Origin of the sequence: Dysgonomonas sp. 216, from assembly GCF_010501065.1 — a bacterium.
Lineage (GTDB): Bacteria > Bacteroidota > Bacteroidia > Bacteroidales > Dysgonomonadaceae > QVMM01.
In genome coordinates this window covers 1-14,771 of sequence record NZ_QVMM01000031.1, presented here as the reverse complement: position 1 = coordinate 14,771, position 14,771 = coordinate 1, and the positions used below count along the sequence as shown (strand labels likewise).

Here is a 14,771-nt window from a genome sequence, read left to right as displayed (position 1 = left end):
CCTCGCCGTATGTGCGGGGTACCCGCTTAGCGAAGTGAACGCCCGGAACAAAAAGCTGTTTGAGCATAGCCTGACTTAAAAGTCAGCACAATCTTTTGTGCGAGTTATTTTTTGTTCAGTGAACAAGCTAAATGGCGGGTCGCACAGCAGGCGTAGTCTTGATCTTTTGGTTCGTTTTGCATCAAGGCAAAATGAACGAAGGCAAGCATCGGTAAGATGCGCGGCAGTAAATAAGCATAATTTAAAAAAACGATAAATCCGTCAGATATGTCAGGTTTTTGCAATAATCGTTGTTTCGGGGTATTGCTGCAGAATGTTAATTCTATGTGGGTAGAATTATTGAGAGATAATAAATTTATCTTGCCTGTTCGGTGCTAATCTCGGCAAAAGACACTATTTTTGTTTAAAAATAGAATCATATGATACTTATCCATAAAGCAACTGTAATTAACGAAGGAAAGTCTTTTACGGGATCGGTTCTTATCGAGGGCGAAACAATAAAAAAAATATATGACGAATTTGTTCCTGTCGAGATACTGGACAAAGCTCAGATCGTAAATGCCGAAGGCTTGTGGCTTATACCGGGTGTTATTGACGATCAGGTACACTTCCGAGAGCCGGGTTTAACCCATAAGGGAGACATTTATACCGAAAGTAGAGCAGCAATTGCCGGAGGAGTAACCTCCTTTATGGAAATGCCTAACACCAAACCTCAGACTACCACCATTGAGGCTTTGTACGATAAGTTTGAAATTGCAAACGAAAAAGCCTATGCTAACTATTCGTTTTATTTAGGTGCAACCAATGATAATCTGGATGAACTGAAGAAAGTTAACCCCAAAGAGGTTTGCGGGATAAAGGTTTTTATGGGTTCTTCTACGGGAAATATGCTGGTTGATAAGCAAAAGGCTCTTCAGGCAATTTTTGCAGAAGTTGATATGTTGATTGCTGTTCACTGTGAGAAGGAAGAGATTATTCAGAAAAATATAGTTCATTATAAAGCTTTGTTTGGCGATAATATTCCTGTAAAATATCATCCGCTTATTCGTAGCGAGGAGGCATGTTATCAATCGTCGTCCGAAGCTGCGGCTTTAGCCGATAAATATGGGGCAAGGTTGCATATATTGCATCTGTCGACTGCCCGTGAAATAAGTTTGTTTGACATAAAGCCTTTGGACGAAAAGAAAATAACAGGTGAAGTATGTGTACATCATCTTTGGTTTTCGGACGAAGATTACGAAAAATACGGCACACTTATAAAATGGAATCCTGCTATTAAAACAGTGGCCGACAGAGATGGTTTGTTACAAGGCCTATTATCGGGGAAACTCGACGTTATTGCAACCGATCATGCTCCGCACCTTTTGGAAGAAAAGCAGGGAGGAGCGCTTCAAGCTGCTTCCGGAGGACCTCTTGTTCAGCATTCGTTACAGGTAATGCTCGAATTATCGCGACAAGGAAAAATAACAAAAGAAGAGGTGGTAACTAAAATGTGTCATGCTCCGGCACAATTATATAAGGTAAATGGGAGAGGGTATATTCGCGAAGGCTACTTTGCCGATTTGGTTCTTATAAATCCAAATAAACAATATACAGTGTCGCCCGAGAATATATTGTATAAGTGTAAATGGTCGCCATTCGAAGGGCAGGTATTTTCGTCGTCAATCGAAAAAACCTATCTTAATGGGCAACTGGCGTTCGAAGATGGCAAGCTGTTCGATATAAAAGGAAAAGCGCTTTCCTTTGGGTAAAGCGCTTTCTGTATAAGCTGTATAAGAGTTTATTATGTTTTTATTCATCGCCGATCTCTACTATGCCGCTGAACGAAATAGGTTGACGGTTAACTTCTCTCACATTTAGATTTGCATATCCGCTTTTCCCTATGGTCAGATACAGTTTTGTTTCGCCCATGGTTTTGTCGCTGGTTACTATAGTAATCTCAAATTTATCTTTCTTCTTCGTCATGGTGTATTCATCAGCTTTCCTAACAAACTTTAGCCCTCCATCGGTGGTATTAATAGGAGCAGAGTAAGCCCGTCCGTAATAGGGTAGATATACGTCTATATCGTCGCCGTCAACTTTTACAGTGTATCCCGGGGAGAGGTTTACGGCAGGAAACCCCATAGGTAATGCCGATTGAGCAACAAAAGTATAAGTCCGGTTTTGTATGTTTTCGTCAAATTTGGCTTGTTTTGCTATGTCGGCAACCGAAAGTTCCTTGCTTTTGCATCCTTGCAGCAATAACAAAGAGGCAATACATGCTATAAATAATATAAGAATTGGCTTTTTCATAAACATCCGTTTTTAAAGGTTCACAAATATTAATATCCTATTCTACTCAGAGTAAGAAACAAAGACGAATGGTTAAAGTTCATAGTTTTAAACTTTAATAAAAAGATTTATAATATGGGGCAAAAAGATAAATAACCCTATTATTACAGCAATTAATGCGCTGAATAACACTGCAAAAGCTCCTAGATCCTTAGCCTTTTTTATGAAGTCGTTTTTTGTTGGGGATACTAAATCAGAGAGGTTCTCTATTGCTGTGTTCAGTGTTTCCGAAACAATTACAAGCCCTATTGCCAAACAAATAAACATCCATTCTGTAGCGCTTATATCAAATAACAATCCTAAAATTATGATTATTAGTGTTATAACTGCATGAATACGGGCATTGTGCTCCTCTTTAAGCAATACTTTCAGTCCATCGAATGCATAACTGAAGCTCTTTATTCGCTTTTTAATCGAAAATTTTTCACTCATTTTCATAAAATATCATAGTCAATCCAAAGATAAGTAATTCAATATAAAAAATTATAAATATTTCTTTTGTAGAACAAATAGTGGAAAATCTTTCTATTTTTGTGGACTAAAGTTATACAAACCAAATTAAAAAGATGAAATTAAGATATATAGTCTTTCTGTTTGTGGGATTATTTTTTGCTTTTTCATGTGGTGATGATAATTCATCATACACTTACTCAACAATATCGAAAGATGCCCAAATATACTCATTCAAGTTAGCAGCTACACACTTAAAAGAGGGAGACTCATTATCAAGAGCCCAGGATTCAATAAGGTTTATCAAATTTAATAAAACAAAGTTCGCTATCGACCAGGTTAAAGAGCGTATATATAATCCCGACTCATTACCCTATGGAATGAAGTTAGATAAAGCGTATATGACGCTGACATACGGAACATATGGAGCCAGCAAAATAACTTTAGATTATCCTAATGATACTACATATGATTGGACATATACCGATTCTATTAAGATATCGAAGAATTTCAAGATTATAGTAACTGCAGCTGACGGGTCTTCCACTAAAGAATATGATGTAGACATTCGCATACATAAGATAGATCCCGACACTATTATTTGGTCTCAGGCAGGAATAATGCCCAATGTAATATCTCCTGCTGATAGAAAGGTTATATTGGTAAACGAAGATACTTTTTATGCTTATGCAGCTGTGTCCGGTCGCGGATTGGTTTTACATACTGCACACAGAACACTCCCCCTTACTTGGGAAGAAAAGTCTGTATCGGGGCTTCCTTTATCCGGAATATCTACAGAAGGTATAACATTTATGGATGGCAGATTTTTTCTGGTAACAGACTCCGGAGATTCCTACTATTCGGAAGATGGACAATACTGGATGCAGAAGAATAATGGAAGAAATATATATTCGATACTTGGAATATTGCCGGATATAAGTGGCGCTCAGGTTAAGAACCTGTTATTAGTAACTTATACAGATAATGGTAAGCTGTTTTTTGGCACAAGCGAAGATTTATCTTCAATCGAAAAGGTAAGAAGAATACAGGGTACAGGTGTATCGGACGATGCTTCGATAAAGGCTGGATTTCCTGTTAAAAATATGACTGGTTTAACTAATGTGGGCGATAACCAATGGTCGAACATTTTAATGCTTGTTGGAGGTACTGATATTAATGGAGATGAACTGAATTCAAGTTGGTTGTTCGAAAAAACAAGTAATGGTTTTGGAGTTTCAGAATCATCGCCTATTGCAGGTTTTGGAGGAAAAGGCTTGTCAACTTTCTTCTACGACGATTTTATCTATACATTTAGTGGCGATAGTCTTTATTCAACACCATCGTGGGGTGTAAATTGGAAAAAGGTTTCGTCTAAACAACAGCTTAATCCAGATATGGAGATTCGTAAGAATCAATCGGTAATTGCAGATAATGAAAATTATATATGGATATTCGGCGGAGTATCTGAAGGAAACATTCCTCTTTACGATATATGGAGAGGTCGTTTAAATAGATTGGCAGGCAAATAAAAGCCTTGTATTGATAATTTTACGCAAATTTTTCCGTTTTTAGGAAAGAAACATTGTAGAATAATGAAAGTAAAAACAACAATAGTCGTCTTTTCTCTTATTTGCATGTTCCTCTCTTTTTCGGAAATCTGTTTTGCGCAAGAATATAAATACGAAATCGGAGGGATGGCAGGGACAGCCTTTTACATGGGCGATGCTAATAAAACAGCCTTATTTAAAAATATGAACCTAGGTGCAGGGGCTGTATTCCGATATAATAGGGACTTTCGATGGGCCTACAAAGCAAATTTGGCTGTTGGTGGTGTGTCGGGCGATACCCGTAAATCGGGAAATGCTTTTCCCGATGGGCAGGATGTATCGTTTAGCCGTACGTTTATCGAATTGGGAGGGCAAATAGAATTTAACTTTTTTGCTTATAGCGATAAATATGCTTATTTAGGTACAAAACGTATAAGTCCATATCTTTTTACCGGATTGGGTATTACTGCCGCTACGGGCGATGATATGTTTTTGGGTCTGAATATACCCATAGGGATGGGTGTGAAATATAAGCTTAAAGATCGTTTAAATATAGGGTTTGAATTTTCGTTGCGAAAATTGTTTGGAGACTCGTTCGATAAGCCTAAAAAAGATGGATTTGGCTTAGAAGATCCATACGAAATAAAAAGTAGCTTTTTGAAAAATAAAGACTGGTATTCATTAACAATGTTCACTATAACATGGGATTTTGGACTGAGAGGTGATCCTTGTCGTAACTTAAGTTATTGATAAATGTATAATAAATTATGTCGTTTCGAGAACATATTAATATAGACACGTTACCACAACATATTGCCATCATTATGGATGGTAATGGGCGTTGGGCTAAACAACGGGGACACGACAGAACTGTAGGGCATCAGGAAGGGGCCGTGTCTGTTCGTAAAATAACAGAGGCAGCTGTTGCTTTGAACTTATCCTACCTTACTTTGTATACATTTTCTACCGAAAATTGGAATCGTCCTCAGGAGGAAGTTGACAGGTTGATGGCTTTGCTTATCGAGTTCATAGCATTGGAAACCCCTACTATGTTAAAGAATAATGTAAGACTGAAAGTGATTGGAGATATCGGTCGTCTTCCAGATTCTACATTAAAGGCCTTGAATGGCTGCCTTGACAAAACGGCAGCATGTACAGGATTAACAATAGTTTTAGCGCTTAGCTATTCATCAAGATGGGAAATAGTTGAAGCGTGCAAGAAAATAGGGAAAGCTGTTGCCGAAGGAAATATTTCGGATGTTGACAGCATTAATGAAGATACTGTAACAAAATATCTTGAAACAAATGATATGCCCGATCCCGATTTAATGATCAGGACTGGAGGTGAAAAAAGGATAAGTAACTTTTTGCTATGGCAAGTGGCTTATTCCGAATTATACTTTACTGATACTCTTTGGCCGGACTTCAGAGAAGAAAGCCTGTACGAAGCTATTGTTGATTACCAAAATCGGGAACGCCGATTTGGGAAAACAAGCGAACAAATTACTAATAAACAACAAAAGTAAAAAGCTTAGCAACGTTTCTAACGATTTGCAAGTAATACTAAAAGAGATTATATGTTAAAAAAAGGTTTACTCGTCTTACTACTGATTAATTTCGTATTTGGAGCTAAAACGTATGCACAACAAGCCGATTCTACTGTACTAAAAACAGTAAATGATGCTATTCAGAACACATCTTCGGTTTCGGATGAGAATAAAGAATTGCCGGTTATTACTTATTCTCTAAGCCCGAAAAAATATGAGATAGCAGATATTAAGGTTGCAGGCTTGGTTAACTCCTCGTACGAGGATTATGTTATTATTGGATTTTCAAACCTATCGGTAGGCGATAGGATTGATATACCGGGCTCTGATATATCTAACGCTGTAAAACGCTATTGGAAGTTAGGGCTTTTTTCGGATATCAAATTTGCTGCCACAAAAATAGAAGGGGATAAAATTTGGCTCGAAATACAACTAAAAGACCGTCCCCGAATCTCTGATATAGAGTTTTCCGGAATGAAAAAAGGCGAACGTCAGGATATTGAAAATAAGATAGGGGTTATAAAAGGAAGCCAAATTACCCCAAACCAAATTGACCGTGCAAAATCTATTATAAGTCGGTATTACGAAGGTAAAGGATTTAAAGATGCTATAATAAAAGTAGATTTGGTCGACGACTTATCAAAAGAAAATCATGCTATATTAAAAATAGCCGTAAATAAAAAGCAAAAGATAAAAGTACACGATATCATCTTTGAAGGAAATACCGAAGTTCCATCGGCATCTCTCGAAAAAGCAATGAAAAAAACACGCCATAAAAATTCGTTTAAGTCTTTTATACGCAACTTTCTTCGTTCAACAAACTATATACCCGAAAACTACGAAGAGGATAAATCTAATCTTGTAGCTAAATATAATGAATTAGGATACAGAGATGCTGAAATAACTTGGGATACGGTATATAGCTATAACGAAAAGAAAATTGATATTAAGATAAAGATTGACGAAGGTAATCAATATCATATCCGCGATATAAACTGGATAGGAAATACAGAATTTCCAACTGAAAAGTTATCTCATCTGTTAGATATGCAGGGAGGAGATGTTTATAATCAGAAAAAATTACGCCAAAAACTTACCGAAGACGAAGAGTCGGTTGGTAATATATTTTATTATAACAATGGTTACATATTCTATTCGGCCGATCCTGTTGAGGTTAATTTAGAGAACGATTCGGTAGATTTAGAGATAAGAATAATAGAAGGTCCTCAAGCAACTATACGAAAAGTGCTTATAAACGGAAACGACCGTTTGTATGAAGATGTTATTCGTCGAGAATTACGTACGAAACCGGGAGCATTATTCAGTCGGGAAGATTTGATGAGATCTTTGCGTGAGGTTGCACAAATGGGACATTTCGACCCAGAGAATTTGCGCCCTGACATTCAACCCGATCCCGAAACAGGAACAGTTGATATTGGCTACGACTTAGTGTCAAAAGCTAATGATCAGGTCGAGTTTTCGGCAGGATGGGGACAAACAGGTATTATCGGACGCTTAAGTCTTCGTTTTACAAACTTTTCTATCAAAAATTTATTTAATCCCGGGGCTTATAAAGGTATAATACCACAGGGTGAAGGACAAACACTTGTGTTAAGTGCCCAAACTAATGCTAAATATTACCAATCGTATTCTGTATCGTTTATGGACCCTTGGTTTGGAGGTAAACGACCCAATATGTTATCGGTAGGAGCTTTTTATTCTCGTCAAACCGATGTTAATAGTAATTACTATAGTAACAATGCCTATAATTATGGTTATGGCTATGGTTACGGTTACGGATCGGGATACGATAACAGTTGGTACGATAGCGCTTTAGACCCTGATAAAACCTTCGAAACTTTCGGGCTTTCGGTTGCATATGGTAAACGTTTAAGGTGGCCCGATGACTATTTCCAGTTCCAGGCAGAACTTTCGTACCAGTTATACAGAATGAGAAATTGGGATTACTTCCTTGTTCGTAATGGTAATGCAAACAATTTGAGCTTAAACCTTACACTTTCAAGAAACTCAATAGATAACCCCGTATTTACCCGTAGCGGATCGCAATTCTCGCTAGGTTTGCGTATAACACCTCCGTTCTCGTTGTTCGATAACAAGGATTATGCTTCAATGAAGGCAGACGAGTATGGTTTTGAAGCAAGTGGGAAATATAAATGGATTGAATATCATAAATGGAAATTCCAGTCTAAAACGTTTACTCCGCTTATATCGCAATCTTTAACAAGCAAAACTCCGGTATTAATGACTAGAGCCGAGTTTGGTATGGTAGGATATTTCAATAAACATAAAAAATCTCCATTCGAAACATTCTATGTTGGAGGAGACGGTATGTCGGGGTATTATTCTAATTATGCCATCGAAACGATAGGATTGAGAGGGTACGAAAATGGTTCGCTAGGAACACAAGCCAGTGCTTATTCACGTCTTGGGGTAGAATTAAGATATCCGCTTATTCTCGAACCTTCATCTACAATTTATGTATTATCGTTTCTTGAAGGAGGTAATGCTTGGTACGATATAAAAGACTTTGATCCGTTTGATATGAAACGTTCTGCTGGAGTTGGTGTACGTATAATGTTACCAATGATCGGGTTGATGGGTATCGACTGGGCTTATGGATTTGACGCTCCCAATAGTCGTAGTGGACGTAATGGTGCTGAGTTTCACTTCGTGATAGGTCAGGAATTCTAGTTATTAACATTATTTATAATAAGTCGAATAAACTAATATTCCCTTAATCCATCTATAATATATAACTTGTTCACAAAAAATTGACGATTATGAAAAAAATAATTTTATTTTTCGGTTTGTTTATTGCATTTTCAACAGCCGGATATGCACAAAAGTTTGCATTGATAGACATGGATTATATTTTGAAAAATATAAGCAGTTACGAAACAGCTAACGAACAGTTGGAAGTAATGTCAAAGAGATGGCAAGCTGAAGTAGAGAAAGCTCAACAAGAGGTTCAGAATCTGTATAAGACTTACCAATCGGAACAGGTATTTTTGTCGGCTGAACAAAAAACGAAAAGAGAAGAGGCTATAGTTGAAAAAGAAAAATCGGTACAAGAACTTAAACGTAAATATTTCGGCCCGGAAGGAGAGCTTTTTAAAAAACGTGAGGCTCTGGTTAAACCCATACAAGACGAAATATATAATGCAGTTAAAGAGATTTCGAACGTAAAAGGATATCAATTAGTTTTGGATAGGGCCTCGGCTTCTAGCGTAATATTTGCTTCGCCTCGTATTGACATTAGTAACGAAGTTCTTGCAAAAATGGGATATTCGAAATAAATAATTAAATTTGTCGCCACTAAGAATAAATAATAAAGAATAAAATAATAAATTAAAGAAAAAGAAACTATGCTAAAGAAATTAATCATTCTTTTGTTTGTGGTTGCACCTATAGGGGCTTTTGCGCAAAACAAATTGGGTTATATCAATTCGGAAGAAACGATAATGCAAATGCCTGAGTTAAAGGACATAGAGTCTAAGCTTGCGGGTAAAAACGAAGAAATTAAGAAGAATATCGCTTCAATGGAAGCCGAATATAATGCAAGAGTAAAAGAATTTCAGGAAACAAATACTGATTCATTGACTCAGAGCACTATACTTGATCGCCAAAAACAACTTGAGCAAATTCAGGAAAGGTATGAAAATTATGTTCAGAACAGCAATAAAGAATTTGGCGAACTAAGACAACAATTATTGACTCCTCTTCAACAAAAATTCCAAAAAGCATTGAAAGAAGTAGGAGACGAGCAAGGTTTTACTTATATTATGGAGGCTGGTGCTCTTCCTTATGTTAGCACAACAGCTATAGATGCTGCCCCTTTTGTAAAGGCAAAACTTGGTATCAAGTAATATACGATTTAAACACATAAAGTTTGTCAACTCATTTCTTCAAAGGGATGGGTTGACTTTTTTCTATAACACAACGTATACAACTAATTATATTAAATTTATATAGGATGAATAAGTATTTTCTACTATCAATTATCATGTTATTTGCAGGAAGTAATCTCTTCGCTCAGAAAAAGCAGAAACCTGTAGTTCTTAAAACTGCTGAAGACACAATTGCATATGCATATGGAGCCGCTTTAACCCGAGATGGAATGATGCAAGCTCTTTATCAAATGAAGGTGTTGAGCGATACAACAACTGTAAGTACAACTTATAACGCTAAGATTTCGCAAGAAACAGATCCGGTTAAACAGAACGAACTGAGAAAGGAAAAAGCTTTTAAAATTGACTCGATTAATGCTCAGAACAAAAAAAGCTTACCTGAGTTTATCAAAGGCTTTACAGAAGCATATAATGCAACGAAAAAAGATAAGCAAATGTATATGAAAGGCATTTCTTTCGGAAGCCAGACATCTGAAATGATTCCAATGGCATCATCTCAGTTTTTAGGTGAAAATAACGGAACTTTTGATAAAAAAATTCTTTTATCCGGAATAATGGATGCTTTGAATGGCAATGATCTTGTAATAGAGAATCCGTCAGAATTAGTAAGAAAGAAGTCAGAGGAGACTAAAATAGCAGAGGCAGCAACGAGAAACAAGAAGGTTGAGCAAGAATATGCCGAGGTTAAGGAGGAAGGCACAAGATTCTTAGAAGCAAATGCAGAACGTCCTGAGGTAAAACGTTTACCTATTGGCTTGCAATACGAGGTATTGACAGAAGGAACTGGGGCTAAGCCTCAGAAGGATGACCGTGTTAAAGTACATTACACAGGTAGTTTGATTGATGGTACTGTATTCGACAGTAGCGTGCAAAGAGGCGAACCTTTGGAGATTGGTGTTAGTCAGGTTATTCAAGGATGGACCGAGGCTCTTAAACTAATGCCTGTTGGCTCGAAATGGAAACTATATATACCTTACGATTTGGCATATGGCGCAACTGGTGCAGGTCCTATCAAACCTTATTCTACCCTTATCTTCGAAGTAGAATTACTTGATATTGTAAAGTAATAAAGTAACAACATATTTGCTATATAGGAACCCAGCCAGATTAGAACTGTGCTGGGTTTTTGTTGCATTACAGGTTACTGTTTTGTTTTTCCGTAATTACTGTCTATTTTCAGCAAAGCTACTGCAATAGCAGGTATAATGCCACAAAGCATTATCCAGATGAAGAAGTGTTTGTATCCTAATAATTCCTGTAGCCATCCCGAGAACATGCCGGGTATCATCATACCCAATGCCATCAGCCCTGTACACATAGCGTAGTGAGCTGTTTTATGCTCCCCATCGGAATAATACATGAGGTATAGCATATAGGCTGTAAATCCGAATCCATAGCCGAACTGTTCGATAAATACACATGCATTTATAATAAGAAGATCGGTGGTAGGGAAATATGCTAAATAAAGGAATGTGGCTGATGTTAGAAGCATACTCAACGTCATTGGCCAAAGCCATTTACGCAAGCCGCCTCTCGATGCAGCAAAACCGCCTGTTATGCCTCCTAATACCAGCCCGACTATTCCTATAGTGCCGTAGACAAAGCCAACCTGACCTGTTGTGAGACCTAAGCCTCCAATATCCTGCGGATCGAGCAGAAAAGGATTGATAAGCTTTATTAGCTGGGCTTCGGAAAAGCGGAACGTGAGCATGAAGAAAATAGCAGCCAATGCCTGAGGTTTTTTGAAGAATGTTACAAAAGTTAACCTGAACTCTCTGAGAATTGACTTTGCAGAAGTTTGAAGGTGAGCTTTATCTGAATCGGGTTTAGGTAAGATATATTTATGATATATAGCAAGAACAACAAACAAACCTGCCATTACCAGAAAAGTAATAGACCATGCAAACGGAATATTACCCGAAATGCCTTTAAACTGTGCTGAACTGGCATGCGTTAATTGAGAGTCTATCTGGAAAACCATATAAGCCGGCTTATCCCAATTAGATTGATTAAAGGTCAGGCGTTCGCCATGTATTATCGATATGCTTTCATCTCCACTGTTTAGCGATGTATTCAATATTATATTTTCGCTTTCGGCAGGTTTCGCCGATAATTTAATAGCGACGACGCCTATATTTCCTTTTTTCTCTTGCTTTGTTTTCTCTTGCGAGTTGTCTTCTCCAAAGTTATTTCTTATCCAGTTGCCTAAAGGTTGTGATATATTTGTTGTCCACCAACCTATATTACCTCCTTTTAAAACCTCTTTTCGTTTCTCGTCAGGAATGAAGCTATTGCGGACATTTAATTCTTTCAGCGACTCTAGAAATGACAGAATGCTGTCATTATCGGTATTAGCTGTTCCTATTTTTACAATATTACTACTGGTTACGAAGTACGTCTTATGGGCTTCTTCTTTAGCATCATTGATTTCGGGTATAAGGATTGCCGATTGAGTGTACTCAGGAGAAACTTCTACCGAGATATTCACAGGTTCCTTCCCTGAAGAGGTTTCCAAAAAGCCTGCCAATATGATAAGTAAGCCTTGACCTGTTATCATAGCGAAACGATAGAAGGTACTTCGGATGCCGACAAACATTGCTTGTTTCCCCGAGTCGAGAGCTAGCATGTAAAATCCATCGGCAGCTATATCGTGTGTTGCCGAACTAAATGCCAATAGCCAGAAGAAAGCCAGAGTAGCCTGAAAGAAGAAAGGTAATGGAATTGTAAACGCTATACCAGCAAGCCCAGCTCCTATCAACAGCTGCATAGTAAAAATCCACCAACGTTTTGTTTTCAGAAGATCGACAAAAGGACTCCAGAAGGGTTTTATCAGCCATGGCAGATACAGCCAACTTGTATATAATGCAATGTCAGTATTCGAGATACCCATACGCTTATACATAATTACCGAAATGGTCATTACGGCAACGTATGGTAACCCTTCGGCAAAGTATAGCGATGGAACCCAAAACCATGGCGATTTCTTATCTGTCTTCATAATATTTTTTTATGGAATACGCATACTTATTATAGTTTTCTATTATTTTGTAATAGTATATCATATTTGTTTGTTTATCACGTTGTTAATTAATAGTTGAAATAGATTGTAAGTGTCATCCGAAAATGATTTTTTCAAAGTAGTTTCAACCATACTTATTCTAGAATTATATATTAATATAATATTTTAAATTAATAACGTTTTTCGATAGCAGCACCTACATAATAGTGTTGCAAAATTTGACGGAAGTTGTAACCCTTTTCGCCCATAACAGCAGCTCCTATCTGACATAAACCTACTCCGTGTCCCCATCCTGCTCCATGTAAGATAAATGACGATTCTTTTTTCTCTACAATGAATGCCGAACTGTATAAATGCGATGTGGAAAGAATACGCCGTATTTCTAATTCCTTACCAATTGTCATTGTTTTTTTGGTTCCTATAATTTTGAGTTTCACTAACCGCCCCGATGTTCCTCGTTCGATAGGGATGAGATCGGTTATTGTTCCGAAATCGATACCCGAACGTTTATTTACTAATGCTGATAATTCGGCTTGATTATATTCTATTTTCCAGCGATAAAAATCGGTAGTTTCCTGATCGTAATTATTCAGCACTTGTGCCAATATTCTTTTATCCTGAGTATTGCAAAATGCAGGAGGGCGTGATAATATCCATTTTTGTGCTTCGTCTTCTTGAGTCAGGTCGGGAAAATCTTGTGAATTACCGCTATCCCTTAATTTCACTAAATACGAATACCTGACATCTTCCCATGCATTTTGATACTCCTCAACCACTCCGCCACAACATTTCGAATATCTGGCATCGCATATTTCTCCTCCCGACATAAGTATTTGGCCACGAGTTTCAGTTATAGCCTGTTTTACAATATTCAGGTTTGCCGACGCCCTTACCATACCTTGATAACGCTGGCAATGATCGTCGGCACATACATCGAACAAGGTATGGTCTTCTCTATCGTACCAATATATAACTTCGTTTTCGGTTTTTGTAAATGTTGCACATTGTGCACCGTTACCCGAAGTTTTTTTTGTTTTATATATTTGCGCTAAAAGCCAGCTTCGCGATATTACTGCGTGCGCTTTTAGCAATTCGAGCGAAGCTGTAGCACTCATCTCGGACGAAATCACACTTGTCAGGTAATCTTCAATCGGGAGTATATTAATCACATAGATTAGCCCATTGTTCGGAATAAGTTTTAATGCTCCTCGAAATTGTTGGTTCTCTTTTCGCTCCCAATGAAAATTAATACCTATAACTACATCTTTTAAAGTGAAAGATGCTTCTGTATTCTGAGGCTCGAACAACAATTGCTCGTGCAAATTACTATTCCATTTTATTTTTCCATTCTCGATGCATACCGCATATTCGCCTTTTATAATATGTCCATTGCACAAGTAGTCTGAATTTAAGATAAACGATATCTTTTTATCCCACAAAATACCAACATTTACTTTTGGTTCCATTTTCTGAATGTTATTTACTTATTCTATCAATGTAGAGTTTTATCCCTGTTGCAATATAGTGAAACATATAGTAAAATAAAAACCTGACATATCTGACGGATTTATCGTTTTTTAAAATTATGCTTATTTACTGCCGCGCATCTTCTCGATGCTTGCCTTCGTTCATTTTGCCTTGATGCAAAACGAACCAAAAAATCAAGACTGCGCCTGCTGTGCGACCCGCTGTTTAGCTTGTTCACTGAACAAAAAATAACTCGCACAGAATATTGTGCAGACTTTTAAGTCAGGCTATGCTCAAACAGCTTTTTGTTCCGGGCGTTCACTTCGCTAAGCGGGAACCCCGCACATACGGCGAGGTCGGTCCTTTTTGCGAAGCATTTTCTGAGAGCGGCCTTAGCTTCGACGGACAAAGCATGCAGGCGGCAAAGGCGTTAAAAATTAAAAGCTGTTTGAGCAGCTTTAGCTGCGAGTTATTTTTAATT

12 protein-coding genes and 1 pseudogene are annotated in these 14,771 nt (G+C 37.5%); 8 read left to right on the top strand and 5 right to left on the bottom strand.

What is annotated here, in order from left to right:
* Positions 1–419 precede the first annotated feature (419 nt).
* On the top strand, positions 420–1,751 hold the full coding sequence (locus D0T53_RS13125) for a dihydroorotase (protein ID WP_163268649.1): 1,332 nt from the start codon (positions 420–422) through the stop codon (positions 1,749–1,751).
* Positions 1,752–1,791: 40 nt separating this feature from the next.
* On the opposite strand, the gene D0T53_RS13120 is transcribed toward D0T53_RS13125, so the two are convergent.
* Both D0T53_RS13120 and D0T53_RS13115 read right to left on the bottom strand, forming a co-directional pair.
* On the bottom strand, positions 1,792–2,292 hold the full coding sequence (locus D0T53_RS13120; RefSeq protein ID WP_163268647.1) for a DUF4251 domain-containing protein: 501 nt from the start codon (positions 2,290–2,292) through the stop codon (positions 1,792–1,794).
* Positions 2,293–2,379: 87 nt separating this feature from the next.
* Positions 2,380–2,763 carry a diacylglycerol kinase gene (locus D0T53_RS13115; protein ID WP_255489450.1) on the bottom strand — a complete coding sequence of 128 codons (384 nt, stop codon included), beginning with the start codon at positions 2,761–2,763 and terminating at the stop codon, positions 2,380–2,382.
* 134 nt (positions 2,764–2,897) lie between these two features.
* Here D0T53_RS13115 and D0T53_RS13110 point away from each other — a divergent pair, with 134 nt between their 5' ends.
* The 7 genes from D0T53_RS13110 (at position 2,898) to D0T53_RS13680 (ending at position 10,871) form a co-directional block, all read left to right on the top strand.
* A complete protein-coding gene (locus D0T53_RS13110; protein ID WP_163268642.1) occupies positions 2,898–4,310 on the top strand; it encodes a DUF6242 domain-containing protein in 1,413 nt (470 codons plus the stop codon).
* 105 nt (positions 4,311–4,415) lie between these two features.
* Positions 4,416–5,078, top strand: coding sequence for a DUF6089 family protein (locus tag D0T53_RS13105; RefSeq protein ID WP_255489452.1), 663 nt, complete (start codon positions 4,416–4,418; stop codon positions 5,076–5,078).
* A gap of 17 nt (positions 5,079–5,095) precedes the next feature.
* The gene (locus tag D0T53_RS13100) at positions 5,096–5,854 is read left to right on the top strand and encodes an isoprenyl transferase (protein ID WP_163268638.1); all 759 of its coding nucleotides are present in this window, start codon (positions 5,096–5,098) and stop codon (positions 5,852–5,854) included.
* Between the two features lie 51 nt (positions 5,855–5,905).
* Positions 5,906–8,587, top strand: a complete 2,682-nt coding sequence (locus D0T53_RS13095) for an outer membrane protein assembly factor (RefSeq protein WP_163268636.1) — start codon at positions 5,906–5,908, stop codon at positions 8,585–8,587.
* Between the two features lie 89 nt (positions 8,588–8,676).
* Positions 8,677–9,192 carry an OmpH family outer membrane protein gene (locus tag D0T53_RS13090; RefSeq protein ID WP_163268635.1) on the top strand — a complete coding sequence of 172 codons (516 nt, stop codon included), beginning with the start codon at positions 8,677–8,679 and terminating at the stop codon, positions 9,190–9,192.
* Between the two features lie 69 nt (positions 9,193–9,261).
* Positions 9,262–9,762, top strand: coding sequence for an OmpH family outer membrane protein (locus tag D0T53_RS13085; RefSeq protein WP_163268633.1), 501 nt, complete (start codon positions 9,262–9,264; stop codon positions 9,760–9,762).
* Positions 9,763–9,869: 107 nt separating this feature from the next.
* The gene (locus D0T53_RS13680) at positions 9,870–10,871 is read left to right on the top strand and encodes an FKBP-type peptidyl-prolyl cis-trans isomerase (protein WP_163268631.1); all 1,002 of its coding nucleotides are present in this window, start codon (positions 9,870–9,872) and stop codon (positions 10,869–10,871) included.
* Positions 10,872–10,945: 74 nt separating this feature from the next.
* Here D0T53_RS13680 and D0T53_RS13770 read toward each other — a convergent pair whose 3' ends face one another.
* The 3 genes and pseudogenes from D0T53_RS13770 to D0T53_RS13070 form a co-directional block, all read right to left on the bottom strand.
* Positions 10,946–12,292 carry an MFS transporter gene (locus D0T53_RS13770; RefSeq protein WP_370457836.1) on the bottom strand — a complete coding sequence of 449 codons (1,347 nt, stop codon included), beginning with the start codon at positions 12,290–12,292 and terminating at the stop codon, positions 10,946–10,948.
* 9 nt (positions 12,293–12,301) lie between these two features.
* A pseudogene (locus D0T53_RS13655) lies at positions 12,302–12,802 on the bottom strand (MFS transporter); the annotation flags it as partial.
* Positions 12,803–12,993: 191 nt separating this feature from the next.
* On the bottom strand, positions 12,994–14,289 hold the full coding sequence (locus tag D0T53_RS13070; RefSeq protein ID WP_163268627.1) for a SpoIID/LytB domain-containing protein: 1,296 nt from the start codon (positions 14,287–14,289) through the stop codon (positions 12,994–12,996).
* Positions 14,290–14,771 lie beyond the last annotated feature (482 nt).

Excerpts from the sequence above, each read along its gene's own strand:
- D0T53_RS13120 (WP_163268647.1), bottom strand. The coding sequence starts at position 2,292 with ATGAAAAAGCCAATTCTTATATTATTTATAGCATGTATTGCCTCTTTG.
- D0T53_RS13110 (WP_163268642.1), top strand. The coding sequence starts at position 2,898 with ATGAAATTAAGATATATAGTCTTTCTGTTTGTGGGATTATTTTTTGCT.
- D0T53_RS13085 (WP_163268633.1), top strand. The coding sequence starts at position 9,262 with ATGCTAAAGAAATTAATCATTCTTTTGTTTGTGGTTGCACCTATAGGG.
- D0T53_RS13680 (WP_163268631.1), top strand. The coding sequence starts at position 9,870 with ATGAATAAGTATTTTCTACTATCAATTATCATGTTATTTGCAGGAAGT.
- D0T53_RS13090 (WP_163268635.1), top strand. The coding sequence starts at position 8,677 with ATGAAAAAAATAATTTTATTTTTCGGTTTGTTTATTGCATTTTCAACA.
- D0T53_RS13115 (WP_255489450.1), bottom strand. The coding sequence starts at position 2,763 with ATGAGTGAAAAATTTTCGATTAAAAAGCGAATAAAGAGCTTCAGTTAT.
- D0T53_RS13100 (WP_163268638.1), top strand. The coding sequence starts at position 5,096 with ATGTCGTTTCGAGAACATATTAATATAGACACGTTACCACAACATATT.
- D0T53_RS13105 (WP_255489452.1), top strand. The coding sequence starts at position 4,416 with ATGTTCCTCTCTTTTTCGGAAATCTGTTTTGCGCAAGAATATAAATAC.
- D0T53_RS13095 (WP_163268636.1), top strand. The coding sequence starts at position 5,906 with ATGTTAAAAAAAGGTTTACTCGTCTTACTACTGATTAATTTCGTATTT.
- D0T53_RS13070 (WP_163268627.1), bottom strand. The coding sequence starts at position 14,289 with ATGGAACCAAAAGTAAATGTTGGTATTTTGTGGGATAAAAAGATATCG.
- D0T53_RS13125 (WP_163268649.1), top strand. The coding sequence starts at position 420 with ATGATACTTATCCATAAAGCAACTGTAATTAACGAAGGAAAGTCTTTT.